The organism is Psychrobacter sp. S4(2024) (assembly GCF_036861305.1).
GTDB lineage: Bacteria > Pseudomonadota > Gammaproteobacteria > Pseudomonadales > Moraxellaceae > Psychrobacter > Psychrobacter cryohalolentis.
In genome coordinates this window covers 623,902-640,552 of record NZ_JAZAQR010000002.1, presented here as the reverse complement: position 1 = coordinate 640,552, position 16,651 = coordinate 623,902, and the positions used below count along the sequence as shown (strand labels likewise).

At 42.8% G+C, this 16,651-nt stretch carries 10 protein-coding genes; 5 read left to right on the top strand and 5 right to left on the bottom strand.

Annotation, left to right across the window (positions count from 1 at the left end):
• Positions 1-12: 12 nt before the first annotated feature.
• Positions 13-750, bottom strand: coding sequence for a LysE family translocator (locus tag VLA57_RS07640; protein ID WP_133104017.1), 738 nt, complete (start codon positions 748-750; stop codon positions 13-15).
• Between the two features lie 216 nt (positions 751-966).
• Between VLA57_RS07640 and VLA57_RS07635 the strand changes: the two genes are divergently transcribed.
• Positions 967-1,782: a crotonase/enoyl-CoA hydratase family protein gene (locus VLA57_RS07635; RefSeq protein ID WP_133104016.1), complete on the top strand. Its 816-nt coding sequence runs from the start codon at positions 967-969 to the stop codon at positions 1,780-1,782.
• Positions 1,783-1,799: 17 nt separating this feature from the next.
• The gene (locus tag VLA57_RS07630; RefSeq protein WP_133104015.1) at positions 1,800-2,777 is read left to right on the top strand and encodes a hypothetical protein; all 978 of its coding nucleotides are present in this window, start codon (positions 1,800-1,802) and stop codon (positions 2,775-2,777) included.
• A 250-nt stretch (positions 2,778-3,027) separates the two neighbouring features.
• Here VLA57_RS07630 and VLA57_RS07625 read toward each other — a convergent pair whose 3' ends face one another.
• Complete coding sequence (locus VLA57_RS07625; RefSeq protein WP_133104014.1) at positions 3,028-3,858, bottom strand: hypothetical protein; 831 nt, start codon at positions 3,856-3,858, stop codon at positions 3,028-3,030.
• Between the two features lie 239 nt (positions 3,859-4,097).
• Between VLA57_RS07625 and VLA57_RS07620 the strand changes: the two genes are divergently transcribed.
• On the top strand, positions 4,098-5,282 hold the full coding sequence (locus VLA57_RS07620; protein WP_133104013.1) for a MalY/PatB family protein: 1,185 nt from the start codon (positions 4,098-4,100) through the stop codon (positions 5,280-5,282).
• A 128-nt stretch (positions 5,283-5,410) separates the two neighbouring features.
• On the opposite strand, the gene VLA57_RS07615 is transcribed toward VLA57_RS07620, so the two are convergent.
• The 3 genes from VLA57_RS07615 to VLA57_RS07605 all read right to left on the bottom strand — a co-directional run bounded on the left by VLA57_RS07615 (position 5,411) and on the right by VLA57_RS07605 (position 10,797).
• Positions 5,411-6,979: an FGGY-family carbohydrate kinase gene (locus VLA57_RS07615; RefSeq protein ID WP_133104012.1), complete on the bottom strand. Its 1,569-nt coding sequence runs from the start codon at positions 6,977-6,979 to the stop codon at positions 5,411-5,413.
• 180 nt (positions 6,980-7,159) lie between these two features.
• Positions 7,160-8,815 (bottom strand): glycerol-3-phosphate dehydrogenase/oxidase, encoded by a 1,656-nt coding sequence (locus VLA57_RS07610; protein ID WP_133104011.1) that lies wholly within the window; start codon positions 8,813-8,815, stop codon positions 7,160-7,162.
• A 230-nt stretch (positions 8,816-9,045) separates the two neighbouring features.
• Complete coding sequence (locus tag VLA57_RS07605) at positions 9,046-10,797, bottom strand: FAD-binding oxidoreductase (protein ID WP_133104010.1); 1,752 nt, start codon at positions 10,795-10,797, stop codon at positions 9,046-9,048.
• 256 nt (positions 10,798-11,053) lie between these two features.
• Between VLA57_RS07605 and guaA the strand changes: the two genes are divergently transcribed.
• On the top strand, positions 11,054-12,649 hold the full coding sequence (gene guaA, locus VLA57_RS07600) for a glutamine-hydrolyzing GMP synthase (RefSeq protein WP_133104009.1): 1,596 nt from the start codon (positions 11,054-11,056) through the stop codon (positions 12,647-12,649).
• Between the two features lie 149 nt (positions 12,650-12,798).
• Positions 12,799-16,614 (top strand): hypothetical protein, encoded by a 3,816-nt coding sequence (locus tag VLA57_RS07595; RefSeq protein WP_133104008.1) that lies wholly within the window; start codon positions 12,799-12,801, stop codon positions 16,612-16,614.
• Positions 16,615-16,651: the final 37 nt, after the last annotated feature.

Genomic DNA, 16,651 nt, shown 5'->3' with positions numbered 1-16,651 from the left:
GTCACTAGCGTCTTATCGACTACGTAAAATAAGATTTAATCCCAATATTATCATCGCTGTACCCAATACGCGGTCGATCCAATGTTCAAAACGTTGAAAGCGACGATGAATGGCAGGAATAGATAGTAACATCACCACGGTACTAAACCATGCCATCTGCAAGACCATCATCCATACGCCATAAATAGCCAGTTGCCACAGCGGTATATCGGGTGATAGTACGAGGGTAAATATCGCGACGAAATATACTGGCGCTTTGGGGTTAAACACATTGCAAAAGAAGCCACGGCGCAGAATGGAAGCGGTCGATTCTGTATCAGTAGGCGGTTTTTTATTAGAAATAGCTTTATCAGAAAGCTCGGCATCATTGGTAGAAGTCATTTGCTTAATAAGCATATCTTGTGAAACGTGAGCGCCTGAAGTTATTGGCTCTACTGGATTTGCTAATTCTGATGTTTTTTTCGGTTTGGCTTGAATGCCTTGCCAACCTAAATAAATAAGATAACTGCCACCTAACCATTTAATAGCAGTAAGTAATGGCTGCGAATGGGCAATCACCGTCGCCAGTCCTAGCACCGAATAAGTGATGTGTATCGCAAGACCTAAAGTAATACCAAGGCTACAAATCAAACCCGTGCGTCGCCCTTTTGCCAAGGTTTGCTGCGACACCAAAACAAAATCAGGACCCGGAGAGGCGGCAGCGAGTAGATGAACGCTGGTGATCAGCAAAAAACCGTGCCAAAATTCCATAAAATGCTCTGAGTCATGTCTTGAGTTGGATAATAGTTGCACATTAGCGTAAATGAGGTCAACTGATATTGATACCAGCTATTGATGCTCATGCTAAAACGTTGCTTGCGTTGCACGTAGCGTATGTCTATATTGAAAGTAAGTTACATGATTTTTAGCAGTGTTAATTCGCCATGTGACAAACCATAAAACGATCGCTCTAATAAGGATAAAAATATGACTACGGAAAGTAATAATAGTAATTCTACTAGCAATGACACTCGCATTACTTATGAAACTCAAGATTACATCTGCTTGATCGGGCTCAATCGCGCTGATAAACGTAATGCCTTTGACAGTCATATGATTAAGCAATTATCTGAGGCACTCACTCAATACGAAAATGATGCCAATCTTCGCTGTGCGCTGATATTCGCTCACGGTGAGCACTTCACTGCAGGGCTTGATTTGATGGAGCTACAAGATAAATGGGATAAAGGCGCGTTTGAGTTTACTGCTGACGAAATCGATCCTTGGGGTATTGGTGGAAAATTGCGCAGTAAGCCCGTTGTCGTCGCAGTACAAGGCACGTGCTTTACCGCTGGGATTGAGCTGATGCTCAATAGTGATGTCGTCATCGCAAGTGATAACTGCAACTTTGCACAAATGGAAGTCCAGCGCGGCATCATGCCCTTTGGCGGCGCAACCGTACGCTTTGTCGCTGCTGCTGGTTGGCAAAAAGCTATGCCTTATTTACTCACTGGTAAAGCGTTTGATGCGCAAACGGCTGATAGACTGAATTTGGTCAGCGAAATGGTGGCAAATGGACAAGAATATGAGCGCGCGCTGACCATCGCCCAAGAGATTTGCAAAGCCGCACCACTTGGCGTACAAGGACTGCTGTCATCGGCGCAAGATGCCAGCCGCAATGGGGCAGCTGCCGCGCTTGCTAATATCCATAGCTATTTGCCGCCGCTCTTTCATTCAGAAGATGCAAAAGAGGGTGCGATGGCGATGGTTGAGAGAAGGGACGCTGAGTTTGTGGGTAAGTGAAACATAAGGTCTCATTTATGTGGAAGCAAAAAATAATAGCGATATGGTCTAAGTATTTTTTGAAAAGTTGGCAACCAGACTTTGAAGAGCTTTCACCTTGTATCTCTCCAGATATTCTATACTTCTTCACTGTAGATAAAGACTCTTCATACTGTATATCATGGAATACAACGTATTCTGAGTTATTAGCTCTTAATTTAGGACATCTAGAAACAGATATAAATGATGTACAATTTTATTATTTTGATATACCTATTATAGTGGGTCATATCAAATTTAATCATGCAAAGATTTTATGGAACTCTACTTCATTAGAGTCACCAATCCAGCATTATATAGTCGACATTAGAGAAGGAGTAAGGTATATAGACACTTACTCAAAGCTAGCAGGAATGCTCTCTAAATATGAGACATACGCGCAAAAAATTACCGATAATATGGTTATGGATGAAGACTCTTTTAATTTGTGCATAAAAGATATCTTCTACGTCCTTAATTATTCTATACCTGATAGATGTACTCGCTTAGATATTTATAATAAGAGAGATTATGCTTATCCTATTTTACTAGATAGTAATTATCAGCATCAAGGCACTGTTAGCAAAATTCACTATATGAGCTATGGGCTTAAAATTGAGCAATATCATCACTATTATGATTACTGTATAAAACCTGTACCAAGCTTCATCACTGCATTACTTGAGTATGATGAAGATAATATCTTATGGATTGATAATATAAATAAGGTAATAGGTTTCAAAGGTGATAAGTCTTGCTTGGTACTACCTAATAAAATCGAAAGTATACAGATTGACAATCTACGTCCTGCGAAAGGTTGGGGTGGTTGTTGGATGGAGATTAGGATAGCTGGTTTTAAAAATAGCATTCGTATTTATCAAGTACTAGATGTTAATCAATTAGATAAACACGTAGACGATTTTTCTGCTTTTTTTGGAATTAATGTTGTTATCAATGATAGAGGTTATGACTGTTAGATTAATAACGCCTATTTAATTTACACCATACGCTAGACAATCTATAAATTAAACGATAATAGCGAATGGCAGGATTGGCTCCAGCTTCATAACAACTTTGATAACCACGAAATCTAAAGCGGCACTTCAAAACACCATCAAGCAAACCAAACATACCAACCAAAAAAACCTCGCAATTGCGAGGTTTTTGTTTTTTCTAGTATGACTGACTATAACTACACCAGCGTCAGTATTAACCACTCAATTATAATTATTTAGCCGACTTGTAGTAGTCAACGAGCATTGTACCTAATGTGCCGTTGTCATCGATAGTGACGATTCTGACCATGCCTGACTGTGATGAAGTACTAGATTTCACCTGTCCAGCGCTGCCTAAGACGACTTGATTGTTTTTCGCCGCCATTGCTCCGTTACCGATAGCGATGCTATTCATGCCGCCAGCCATAGAATTATTGCCTAGAGCGACCGAGTTTGCACCTTGTGCGGCAGCCGCTTCACCAACAGCGGTAGAGCGAACACCACTAGCATTGGCTAGATGACCAAAGGCTTGCGCGCGTTCAGCTGTGGCTTTGGATTGCCAACCGATAGAGGTTGAGCCTAGACCTGCGGCATTGGCTTCGCCGCCGACAGCGGTTGCGGAGTTTAGACCTGCATTGGCTTTATTGCCGACAGCGACGGTATCGTTAGTGCCACCAGCCATGGCTGATTCACCAACTGCGGTAGCGCGAACACCGCTAGCATTGGCTAGATGACCAAAGGCTTGCGCGCGTTCGGCAGTGGCTTTTGATTGCCAACCGATAGAGGTTGAGCCTAGACCTGCGGCATTGGCTTGACCGCCGACAGCCGTAGCAGAATTAAGTCCTGCATTGGCCATATTACCGATTGCAACGGTATCATTGCTGCCGCCAGCAGTGGCTGTATTGCCAAGAGCGAGGGCAGTAGTGTTTGCGGTGGTTTGTGCATTTGACGTTTGATAGTCAGCGCCTGTTGCCATAGTCGTGCATGAAGCGGTGGCAGCGATGGCTAAAGTAAGGGCACACGTTTTGAGTGCTAAGTTTGGTAAAAAGTCCATTTTCATCATGCTAAATCCTTTTAGACAAGCCATCTTGGCTTAGTAGGGGGTTTGAGTAAAAGCTGATAGATCACAATCCTTGCAATATCAGCGTACTCTGGCATAAATAACTTGATCATATGTAGAGTCCGCAACATTAATGTAACACTAATTTTTAGCCATTATTCAAATAATGATGATGTTATATTTTTAAATATCATTTAAGCCGACGAATGAACAGTTATAATATAAAGCAATCGTAAAGGGGAATGCTGGTGTTGTACAACTTTGATGAAATAATAGACAGACGTGATACGGGGTCGTTTAAATGGCACTATACCGATGACACGATTCCGCTATGGGTCGCGGATATGGACTTTAAGGCCGCCCAGCCTATTTTAGCGGCGATTGAACAAGTAGCGCAGCATGGCATATTGGGTTACACCGTGCCGACCGAGCCGTTGTATCAAGCGATTATCGACTGGCATGGCAGTCGTTATGACTTGTGGCTGGATAAGCAGGATATCCTGTTTTCTCCGGGTGTCGTGCCAAGTTTGGTGCTGATGATGAAAGTATTTACCGAGGAAGGGGATGCGGTACTCATTAATGATCCTATCTATACGCCTTTTATGACCAAGGTTTTGGACAATGGTCGTAAGCTGGTGACCTCTGCATTAAAGGAGGTTGAAGGTAAGTATCATCTTGATTTAGCTGATATAGAAGCTAAGATTATCGAGCATAAAGTTAAGCTGTATTTGTTCTGCAATCCGCATAATCCGGGCGGGCGGGTATGGACGGCGGATGAACTTGAAGCGCTGCTTTCGATTTGCAAAAAGCACGATGTGGCAATTGTCAGTGATGAGATTCATCAAGATTTAACTTTGAGTGGGCATACATTTACGCCTTTTTTAACCCTAGCAAAAGACTATGAACACAAAGTCGTCAGCCTCACCTCGATGACCAAAACCTTTAATATTGCCGGTATCAAAGGCTCGATGATCTTTGCTAAAGACAGCGGATTACTGAGTAAAATTAAACAGCAGCAGCGTTTAAGTGACGAACATGAGCTAAATTTATTTGCTTATACAGCGATGCGTAGTGCATATGAGCAAGGTGGTGAGTGGTTGGCGCAGGCGCTGACTTATATTGAAGCCAATATTGACTTAACGCTACAGTTTTTAGAAGAGCATTTGCCTAAGATTAAGGTGATGCGTCCAGAAGCTTCGTATTTGATTTGGCTAGATTGTTCGGCATATGCGCAAGACGATCAAATGCTTTATGACAAATTGAGAGCTGCTAAGGTTGAGCTGAGTGCAGGGATTAAATATGGTGGTGAAGGCCATCTTAAAATGCGCCTTAATGTGGCGTGTCCTAAAGCGCTGCTGATAGAAGGGCTAAACCGTATGCAAACAGCATTAAATAGCGATGTTTTTAATATAGTCGATTCAATTTAAAAAGAATACAGTGCTGCTGGGATAAATTTTGCGAAGCTTCTGGAGTGCGAAGTGCACAGCAAGCGAGGAAAGTTTATCCCAGCATAACGCTATTTTTAACATGCCTCTTTTATATCGAACTGACTGTATTACTTAGCTGGATAACCCGTAATATCTTGAATGCTTTGATATAAAGGCTTTAAGCGCTCATACATTTTGAGATAAACCTCATTATAAAGGCGTTTGTAGAGCTGGACATTGGCTTCGATAGGTAAGAATCCATCACCCAAATGGGTCATGGCCTGAGTTGCGGTTAAATGGTCGGGATAAACGCCAAGTCCCACCGCACAATTGATAGCAGCGCCTAAGCCTGAGGCTTCATAAGTATGCGGTCGATAAGCGGGCATACCGAAGATATCTGCCGTCAGTTGCATCGCTGAGTCACTTTGGGAACCACCGCCAGACACACGCAGATGTTTAATGGCTTTGCCTGTACGCTTCTCAATGGTATCAAAACCAAGCTTTAGCTCATAAGCCAGCCCTTCTAAAATAGCGCGGTAGACATGCGCTCGCGTATGTACATCACCAAAACCAATAAGCGCACCTTTGCCTTCAAGACCCGGATGACGAACACCGGGCGACCAGTACGGCTGCATCATCAAACCCATACAGCCTGCTGGAATGTCTTTGACTGCCTTGTCGAGTAGTTTTTCAGTATCAACACCCTGCGTTTTTGCCAGTTGCTCTTCATACTGGGCAAATTGCTCTTTAAACCAGCTAACCATCCAAAAGCCGCGATAAATCATATACTCATGATTGTAGTAATTTGGCGCGGCGGCGGTATAAGCGGGCATGTGCTTGAGTATCTCAATATAACGGCTCGACGTGGTATTGATAGTCGCAGTAGTGCCAAAGCTTAAGCAGGCGGTATCGGCGGCAAGTCCGGCGGAACCCAACGCTTCGCAAGCTTTATCACTGGCGGCAGCAATCATTGGCGTGCCTTCAAGAATACCAGTAGCGGCGGCAGCGTGAGCGGTAATATGACCAAGTAGCTGCCCCGGTGCAATGAGTCTAGGCATTTGCTCTAGTCGACAACTGAACAGTCGCCATTTGATGTTGTTTGGCTTAAACCATGCTTGCGCTTTGTAATCGTAAGGCAGGTAGCCTAAGGCATGACCAGTAGAGTCGGCAATCTCGCCTGTGAGCTGATAGGTGAGGTACGCTGATAAATTGACATAATAGGCTGTTTTTGCCCATATCTCTGACTCATGATGCGCAAGCCAATTACAGCGTGCTTTTTGCTGAGCCTCTTGTACCAGCTCGCCCATACCGATGACTTTGGTGAGTGGACCTAGAAAGCCTATATCATTGTTCTCGCCGCGACGCAAATCCATCCACACAATGGCTGGGCGTAGCGGTTGTTTATCCTTGTCCAAACATATCATGGTATAGCGCTGGGTAGCGAGACTGACGCCGGCAATTTGCGCTGGCGTGATATCGCAATTTTGCCACAACTGCTGACAGGCCTCGCTTAATTTTTGCCAATAATACTCGGCATGTTGCTCGGCAAAATTGGGCTGCTCAGAAAAATACGGCTCGATAGGGACGCGTGCTTTGGCTATCTCGGTGCCGAATTGATCAAAGATAAGCGCTCTGACGCTTTGGGTGCCATTGTCGATCGCTAAGAAATAAATAGGCGCATCAAAGTTGTCGGTCATAGTCATCCTTAACTATGTGGGAATATAGATTGAAGCTAACTTAGAGTATCAAGCGGAACGGGTATTAATTTTTCTAGCTTGCTATGCCTACGCCGACAGAGGCTGAAAAAATTCATCCCAGTTCCGTCATATTTTTTCAACAATGAGTTTAGTATAGATAAATTAGGATGTAAAAAAGCGCTAAGCCGCAGGCAGATAATAGTAGCGTTGCCATAAGGCTTGATAACGGTCAGCCTCTTGCTGCCATTTTTGCTCATCCCAGCCTAGCTCCTGCTGACATATTTGTTTGACTCGCTGACTGATTAGCGGGGTCATCGCACCATTGGGCAATATAAGACCCAAGCGCGTGCGTCGTAGTAATAAATCATCCAAATGAATAACCTGCTCATAGCGAGCAGCAAAGCGAATCTCCGCCCAAATGGTATTACTATCGGTTACATAAGCCAAGTCATCGTCATGAGCCAGCTCTAGCAAAGTATCGAGCTGTAGGCCATAAAAACCTTTTAAGCGCTGTTGTAATGGTAGCGGCAGGGCAGTAAATTTAGGATTGATTGAGGTTTGATTGCTAAAAACTTGGCTGCTATATAACACATTATCTTGAGTAGCTGATTCATCGAGTTCGAGCACCTTTTGACAGACTTTTAGTACATCAAGGGCGATTAGGCGAAAGGTGGTTAATTTGCCACCGCTTACAGTGACCAGATTATTATCCAACCAGACGCTATGATCGCGTTTTTCCTTACTAGGACTGACGCGCTTACCATCATTGCCATCAGAAATCAGTGGTCGCACGCCTGCCCATGAGCTGATGACATCCTTGCGGCTAATATCTACATCATCAAAAAGATCGTTGGTCGCGGTCAACAGATAGTCTACCTCAGCATTGGTAATGCCGACTTCTGTATCATCTAAGGGTGGATGGTCCAAATCAGTAGTACCAAGAACGGTTCGGTTCTCCCACGGAAAGACAAAGATTGCTCTTTTATCGACAGGATGCAAAAAGGTATAGGCTTGATTGAGCGGTAGGCGCTCTTGACTGACCACCAAATGACTGCCACGCGATGGACGAATTTGCTTATGAAAGGTTTGTTCCGTTTGCTGACTGGCTTGCATCCGTAACGTATCTGCCCAAGCGCCCGTGGCACTGACCACGACTTTGGCCTCAACGTCGTAAGTATGAGTGCTATGTTGAGGAGAGCTGTCTTTTAGAGTAGCCCCCACCACTAAGCCTTGTTCAGTGGTTATGAGTGATTCTGCTTTAAGATAGTTAATCGCGTGCGCGCCATCATGAATAGCTTCGTCCAATACCCGCATCACGAGCCGTGAGTCATCGGTCACAGCATCACTAAATTGACTGGCACCCAAAAACTTATCTTGTCTAATATGAGGGTTAAGGCTAAGAAAGGCGTCTTTTTTAAAGTACTTAAAATAGTGCTTACCCGCGAGCTTATCATATACCCTAAGTAGATTATTAAATATCCATGGCGGTGGAAACTTGCCTTTGTAATGGGGCATGACATAGTGCATCTCATTAACGAGCCCACTTGCTTCATTCAGCATGCGTTCACGCTCGCGTACGCTGTGCAGTGTCGTCTTGAAATCGCCTGAGGCAATGTAACGTAGCCCGCCATGTACCATTTTGCTTGAGCGGCTGGAGGTGCCCCAAGCGAAGTCTTTTTGCTCAATTAATAGGACTGCTAAGCCGCGCCTTGCTGCTTCGCGAGCAATACCAGCACCAGTGATCCCGCCACCGATAATGAGCATATCCCATGGTTCAGAACGAGACAGTGGTGCTAATGCTTGCTGGCGTTGTTGATATTGATTAGCTCGGTTCATAGACGACTCATTTTAATTGTTATTTAATTTCAACTATGTATGTTATCCAAATAATCTAATTCATAGTCGTTACTAAATAAAATAAATACACTATATTATAATGCGCGACTGGTATTAATTTTCCTTGCGTGCTGTGCCTACGCCGACAGAGGCTGCGAAAAATCAATGCCAGCCGCGCTGTAACGCTCTTAAACCAAACTAACTATAAACAAGGTTTTTGAGTAAAGTTATTATTCAATCAAAACACCCGGATTCATACGCTGCTCAGGATCTAAGCTTTTCAGCATATCACTAGTCACCTGAATACCAAGCTCACCCTTTTCAGCTGCTAAGTAAGGGGCATGATCGCGACCGACACCATGCTGGTGCGATATTGTCGCTTTGCCATTTGCCAGACTTGAGCTGGCAGCATGCTTGATTTTTTGCCAGCGACTTAAGGTACTGGCGTGATCTTGTGCCGCTCTAAAGAAGTAGGTGGTATAAAGGCTAGCACCTTGCTTATACACATGCGAGATATGCGTAAATGCCATCACGGCTTCGCCTTCGTCTGCCAGTGCAGTTTGCACCGCTTCTTGTATCTGCTGCATTTGCTCGTCGATATGATTCCAGTTGGTTGCGGTCTCAAAGGTATCCACCATGATGCCTTTCTCCCACAAAGTACCGCGCAAATATGGAAATTTAAAACGCCCATGTGACCATATCTTGCCCATCAGATTGGCAAGCTTGCCACTGATACCACCATGCTGCTTTAACAGATTTTTAAACTGCGTCAGTGCCAGCGCATTCTGTGCTTTATCGCCTGATAGGCCATAAGTCAGCATGACTTTTTGAGAATCTAGCCCGCGGGCTTTTAAATAAGTACTAATAGCTAAAAATTGACTGGGCGTCGTGCCTAAATGTAGATGAGCATCAGTCTCGACCGCATTGCTCAAGCGTAGCATCGATAGGCGGATGTTTTTTTGTACTGCTTGTCTGAGCACTTCTTTACCCGCTTCCCAATTTGGCAAAAACACCACTTTGAATAGCTCTTCTTCCGGTTGCGACTGCACGCGCATTTTGACTTCGGTAAAAATACCGGCGCGGCCTTCAGTACCCATCATCATTTCACGCAGATCAGGCCCTGCTGCTGATGCTGGAATATCAGCGATATTGAGTACACCCTGCGGCGTGACCAACGTACCACCAGCAAACATCTGCTCGATACGTCCGTAACCCAATGACTGCTGACCGCTAGAGCGTGCTGCAATCCAGCCGCCAAGCGTCGATAATTCCCACGACTGCGGATAATGTCCCAAACGGTAACCGTGGGCATTTAATTGCGCCTCGACTGCTGGACCTTGTGTACCTGCGCCAAAAGTAGCAATTTGGCTCTCTATATCCAAGTCAATCAGCTGATCCATCCTACTCATAGCGATAGTCAATACAGGGCGTGAACCCTTTTGCGGATTGATATGACCAGCGACTGAGGTACCGCCGCCAAAAGGAATGACGATCAGGTTGTACTCGCTTGCTAGCTTCAATAAGGTTTCGACATCATTGGTTGATTGCGGATGCGCCACGCCATCAGGGAAAGCCCCAAAGTCGCCGCCGTGCATGGCTATCCAATCCGGAAAGCTCTGACCACGGGCGTGTCTGAGTCTTACTTCGTTATCGACAGATACAGTATCAAGCTCAATCATAGCAGCAGGTAAGCGTGATTTTGGAACGGTTTTGAGCACCTTTTGTAAGCTGACAGAAGACAGTTTTTTAGTTTTACCGATATGGGATTTGATCAGTTTTGCCCCATGTGGCGAGACTTTTTTATTGATACTGACATTGCCCCAACCATTCCAGCGCGTCTGTTCTATAGGGGTGTTGGCAGGCGTAATGACGGACGTATCTATTTTTGAGAGCGTATCTAAACTGGTATTATCAATAGGAGAGGTCGTTGAGATAGAGGCAGTTTTAGACGTTTTACGCATAAAGGATTTAATTTTGCTCATAGTAAATTTAACCTATCTATTTATAATCACGGTTTGAGTGTCGCTACTGTGGCTATCTCATTGTCCATAATCAGGCAATGAGGATATTATTCTTTATCGAATTAGCATATCACAAATGATCTAATTATTTGATATATGCTAAACATTAGTAGAATAATTTAAAAATAGACAATAATAAACGCATATCTAACCGCCACTACATTCGTGAAACTTGTTAAAATAGCGCACCAATTTATTTATTGATGGACACTACGTTATGACAACTGCTGCCAACGTTCCTACTATTAAAGAAGATCGCATCTTAATTCTCGATTTTGGCTCACAGTACAGCCAGCTTATCGCCCGCCGTGTCCGTGATTCAGGCGTATTCTGTGAGATGTTCCCTTATGATATCGACACTCAGCGCATCATCGATTTTGGCGCAAAAGGCGTTATCTTATCTGGTGGTCCTGAGAGCGTCCACGCAGATGACAGCCCACGCATCAACGATGCTGTATTTGATCTAGGCGTACCAGTATTAGGTATCTGCTATGGTATGCAAGCGATGGCAGAGCGTTTCGGTGGTAAAGTCCATGCCAGTGATATCCATGAATTTGGCGCAGCAACCATCAATATCGATGGCAAATCAACGCTGACTGATGGTATCGAAGACGCAGCAGCGAAGCTAAATGTGTGGATGAGTCATGGCGATAAAGTGGTCGATGCCCCACAAGGTTTCGATATCGTCGCCAGTACGCCAAGCTGCCCGATTGCGATCATGGCAGATGATTCGCGCCATTATTATGGTTTGCAGTTCCATCCTGAAGTGACGCATACCGCACAAGGGTCTGCATTACTAGGACGTTTCGTTCATGAAATCTGTGGCTGCGCGGGTAGCTGGACGCCGGATAACATCATCGATATGCGTATCGAACAGCTGAAAAAGCAAATCGGTGATAAGCAAGTATTGCTCGGTCTTTCAGGTGGTGTGGACAGTTCAGTCGTCGCGGCATTATTGCATAAAGCCATCGGCGATCAGCTGACGTGCGTATTTGTTGATACTGGTCTCTTGCGTCTGCACGAAGGCGATCAAGTGATGCAAATCTTCGCTGAAAACATGGGCGTAAAAGTCATTCGTGTCGATGCCGAAGAGTTATTCTTAACGGCATTGGCTGGTGAGTCTGATCCTGAAGCCAAGCGCAAAATCATCGGTAAAACCTTTATTGATGTATTCGCTAATAGTGCCCGTGAAGTGAGCGAGCAGAGCGATGGTAAAGTCATCGAATTTTTAGCACAAGGGACGATTTATCCTGACGTGATTGAATCTGCTAAGTCGCATCAAGGTAAAGCCCATGTCATTAAGAGCCATCATAATGTGGGCGGCTTGCCAGATGATTTGGCGTTTGAGTTGGTTGAGCCGCTACGTGATTTGTTTAAAGATGAAGTGCGTAAATTGGGTATCACCCTTGGTCTGCCAGCGAAAATGATCAACCGTCATCCGTTCCCAGGACCGGGTTTGGGCGTACGAATCTTGGGCGAAGTGACCAAAGAATTCGCTGATATCCTGCGTTCTGCTGATGCTATCTTTATGGAAGAGCTTGAGCGTTCAGGTTGGTATGAGAAGACCGCGCAAGCCTTTGCGGTATTCCAACCGATCAAATCGGTCGGCGTGGTCGGTGATGGTCGCCGCTATGCGTGGGTAATTGCGCTACGTGCTGTTGAGACTGTAGACTTTATGACGGCGCGCTTTGCGCATCTGCCGTATGATCTGATCGAGACGGTATCGAATCGCATTATGAATGAAATCGCGGAAGTATCACGCGTGACTTATGATGTATCGAGCAAGCCACCAGCGACGATTGAGTGGGAATAATATCCTATTTATTTTTTAGCTGATGTAAAGAAACACTCAACTTGGTTGGGTGTTTTTTTATATATAGAATTTAATTCAGGAAGGTTAAATTCTATATATAATAAATAAAAAAGAATGCCATTAAATAATTGGAAAATGAGAAGCATAAGATGAAAAGCTTGGAACTCACTGTTGAAGACATTACATCATTGAATGATGGCGACTTAAGAGAACTAATTGGACGCTTGTGCGAAGCTGAGTTTTTGCAGCAGCAATTGCCCTTAGCTGATGTAACTTGGGGAGGCGCACAGGAAGCAGCCGATGGCGGACTTGATGTGAGCGTTGATAGTAATAGCCGATTAAGTCAACCTAACTTTATACCAAGAAACTGTACCGGCTTTCAAGTCAAAAAGCATTCGATGGGGAAGGCAGCTTGTCATAAAGAAATGTTAGATGGGACTAATCCTAAACCGATTTTGTCAGAGATTGCTGATAAAAAAGGCGCTTATATCATTGTCAGTGGTAAAGATGATTGTTCCGATAAGATGCTGAAAGATCGCTTAGCCAGTATGCAAGAAGCTGTCGGCTCTCTAACTAACAAAGATGATTTAAAGCTCGACTTCTATGGTCGAAGTCGCATCTTGTCATGGTTGCATATTTACCCAAGTGTGACTCTATGGGTTCGCCAAATAATTGGTAAACCCTTATCTGGTTGGACATCATTTGGTAGATGGGCTGCAACACCGATCGCTGTAGAAGATGATTTTATTACTGATGATCATCGTTGTATAAGCGATAGTAGTTCAGGTAATCAAAACTCGTTAACAGTACTTGAAGGTATTAATGTAGTTAGAGAAAAGCTTCACTCTAGTGGTAGTGCTATTCGTATTACAGGCCTTTCAGGCGTCGGTAAAACTCGGTTTGCTCAAGCTTTATTTGAATCAGAAGTTGGAAATGAGCCTCTTCCATATACTAATACGATTTATGCAGATTTAGGTAATGATCTAGCCCCTTCAGCATCGGAAATGATTGACTATCTTATTGCTAACGATAGCGATACTTACATCATTCTTGACAACTGCCCTCCTGAAGTTCATCGAACCTTACAGAAAAAAGTAATGGCAAGTAACACGCAGATCAAACTGCTATCAATTGAATATGATATTTCTACTGACAAACCAGAAGAAACTCATGTTATACATATTGAACCAGCTAGTGAAGGTACGGTATCACTACTTTTGCAAAGGCGCTTTCCTAAATTAAACAAAACGAACTCCGATAAAATTGCAGAGTTTTCTGGAGGTAATGCAAGAGTTGCTTTAGCTTTAGCTGATCAAGTAGATATTAACGAAAATTTAAGTCAATTATCAGATGAAGAGTTATTTAAGAGACTTTTTCACCAGAGAAAACAAGTAGATGTTAGTCTTTTAGAAAGTGCAGAAACACTCTCTCTAATTTACTCTTTTGACATTTCAAATGAAAATAATGAACTGCTAGCGTTAGGTCGTATTTCAGGTATCGAAAGTAAAACCCTGTACCGTCACCAAGCAGAGTTACTTAGACGGCATATTGCTCAAAAGCGTGGTAATTGGCGGGCTGTCCTTCCTCATGCCATTTCTAACAAACTTGCTAGACGTGCATTCGAAAACCTTCCCATATCTCAGATTAATGCTGAGCTATTTAAAGAAGAAAATGAGCGCTTATTTATGTCTTGTGCTCATAGAATCAGTTATTTGCATGACAGCTTAGAAGCTCAAGGACTAGCTGAAAGTTGGATACAAGAAGATGCGCCATTATATAATCCCTCTACATATAGTCCTATTCACCTAAAATGTTTTAGCTATATTGCTACCGTTATTCCTCAGGCAGCACTCTCTATACTCGAACAAGCTTGCCAAAACGCTGAGTTTGCCTCTCGAAATAACCCTAACTTTAATCAGTTTGTTGGGCTCTTACGTCAACTTGCTTACGATGATGAGTATTTCAATCGTGCTGCCAACCTTTTACTTAAGTTTGCTGAGACTGAGAAACATGGTGAGAGAAACAATAGCATTGTTAACTGGATGGAAAACTTATTTTCTTTGTATTTATCAGGGACAGAAGCGACACCGAGTAAACGACAAGCATTTATTAGAGATCTTTTTCAATCATCTAATCCCAGATACTATGAGATTGCAAAGGTGCTACTCAATAAAGCCTTGCAGACATCTTCTTGGCATTCATTTGGTTCATTTGAATTTGGGGCGCGCAAAAGAGGAATGGGGTGGCAACCTTCTAATCAGGAAGAATGGAGGGACTGGTATTCTGGCTTGATAGATATTTTACAAGAGTTATTGCAGTCAGATGATACTGTACATATTGATATAGCAAAACAGCTCATTGTCTCCAATTTTAACGGACTTTGGATTAGTTCTGGATGTTGTAGCAAGCTTGAGGATATTGTTAGAAACTATGCACGAGATGGGGTTTGGCCTAAGCTATGGAAAGAAATTAAAAGTACTATAGATAATCTAACAGGTGAGTCCAATAGTAAATCACTTATTCGTTTGGAAATGCTAGAAAAAATTGCTGTTCCAAAAGACATCAATACAGAGATTCATGCCTATATATTTTCTAATACTTGGGATCATATAATATATGGCGGTAACGAAAGTCCTTCTGACCATAGAAAAGAGATTATCGCGAAAGTAAAATCCTTAGGAGAAGAAGCTGCTCAAGATACTAGTCTTATTAAAGGGCTAGGAATTGATTTGTGGCAAGAAAGATTTGATTCATTTATTCATTTTGGTGAGGGACTTGCTTTAGGAAGTTCTAACTTAGTAGAAACATTTAAGTATCTAATTAATCTTATCCAAACTATGCCAGTTGAAAGTTTGAACTCTTCTGTGCTACATGGATTTATTAAACAGGTATACGAACACGATCCTAATCTCGCACGTATTATGCAAAAGTCTGCTCTTGAGATAAGTAACCTAGAAGAACATTTTTTATACTTGCTCTGTAGTACGCCATTGGAAGAATGGAGTATCCAAAAGCTTATCGATTTAGCGACTAAGCAGGAGATTAGTGCATCTCAGTTCACGATTCTAGCCTATGGTCGTACTCATGAAGCAATAAACGACAATGAGTTATCCGAGCTATTAGATAGAATAATAAGTATGGAGCAAGGTATATATGCAGCTATAGAAATTCTCAGTATGCGTTTTTTTAGAGATAAGAAAGATACCTATCAATCAACTGCTACTATTTTTTCAGCAGGACGTAAGGTTATCAGGAAAGCAGTTTCCCTAGGTAGTTTAAGAAATTTATGCAGTCATTCTTTGAAAAGTGTAGCCAATTATTGCTTATATTCATCAGCACCTCAGAATGAAATAAGCGAATTATTAGGTTTAATCAAAGAAAATATCGAAGAGTATCGTATATCTAGTAAAGATATCGAACCACTTATGATTGTACTATTAAATAACTTTCCAGAGCTAGTGCTCGAAACCATACTATCTAATGATAATCAGCTGTCAGAACATGATTCGATTTATCAGCAATTTTTCAACCACTATGATGGAGTTTCACTCAATATAGTACCTGCTCAACGTCTTTTAGACTGGTGTAATAATGATCAGGCTAAAGTCCAACGAGTGGCAAAATTACTTAGTATATATACTCCAATAGAAGAACCGCTTTTCCCAACAGTGGATAAAAGGCCTGTTGAATTAAGCAGTCATATAAAAGCTTTTTTTCATATAGCTAAGGATAAAGACAAAATAGTTGAAATTATATATGACGAGATAATGCCAAGTGGTTGGTCAGGTTCTCTTGCAGACATTTTAGAATCAAGAGCCAAAGCTTTTTCCGAATTAAGCAACCATGCTTCTGTAGAGGTTCAGAAATTGATTGAAGAGAAATTAGCATTAGTTAATCAATGGATACAGAAAGAGAGAGAAAGAGAGGCACAAGATCATAATCAACGTGAACAACGCTTTGAGTGACTTAACATTGACGAATTACTATGATCGAAAAACATTT

Coding starts and splice junctions, on each gene's coding strand:
- VLA57_RS07610 (WP_133104011.1), bottom strand. CDS start 8,815: ATGAACCGAGCTAATCAATATCAACAACGCCAGCAAGCATTAGCACCA.
- VLA57_RS07620 (WP_133104013.1), top strand. CDS start 4,098: ATGCTGGTGTTGTACAACTTTGATGAAATAATAGACAGACGTGATACG.
- VLA57_RS07625 (WP_133104014.1), bottom strand. CDS start 3,858: ATGATGAAAATGGACTTTTTACCAAACTTAGCACTCAAAACGTGTGCC.
- VLA57_RS07615 (WP_133104012.1), bottom strand. CDS start 6,979: ATGACCGACAACTTTGATGCGCCTATTTATTTCTTAGCGATCGACAAT.
- VLA57_RS07640 (WP_133104017.1), bottom strand. CDS start 750: ATGGAATTTTGGCACGGTTTTTTGCTGATCACCAGCGTTCATCTACTC.
- VLA57_RS07635 (WP_133104016.1), top strand. CDS start 967: ATGACTACGGAAAGTAATAATAGTAATTCTACTAGCAATGACACTCGC.
- VLA57_RS07605 (WP_133104010.1), bottom strand. CDS start 10,797: ATGAGCAAAATTAAATCCTTTATGCGTAAAACGTCTAAAACTGCCTCT.
- VLA57_RS07595 (WP_133104008.1), top strand. CDS start 12,799: ATGAAAAGCTTGGAACTCACTGTTGAAGACATTACATCATTGAATGAT.
- VLA57_RS07630 (WP_133104015.1), top strand. CDS start 1,800: ATGTGGAAGCAAAAAATAATAGCGATATGGTCTAAGTATTTTTTGAAA.
- guaA (WP_133104009.1), top strand. CDS start 11,054: ATGACAACTGCTGCCAACGTTCCTACTATTAAAGAAGATCGCATCTTA.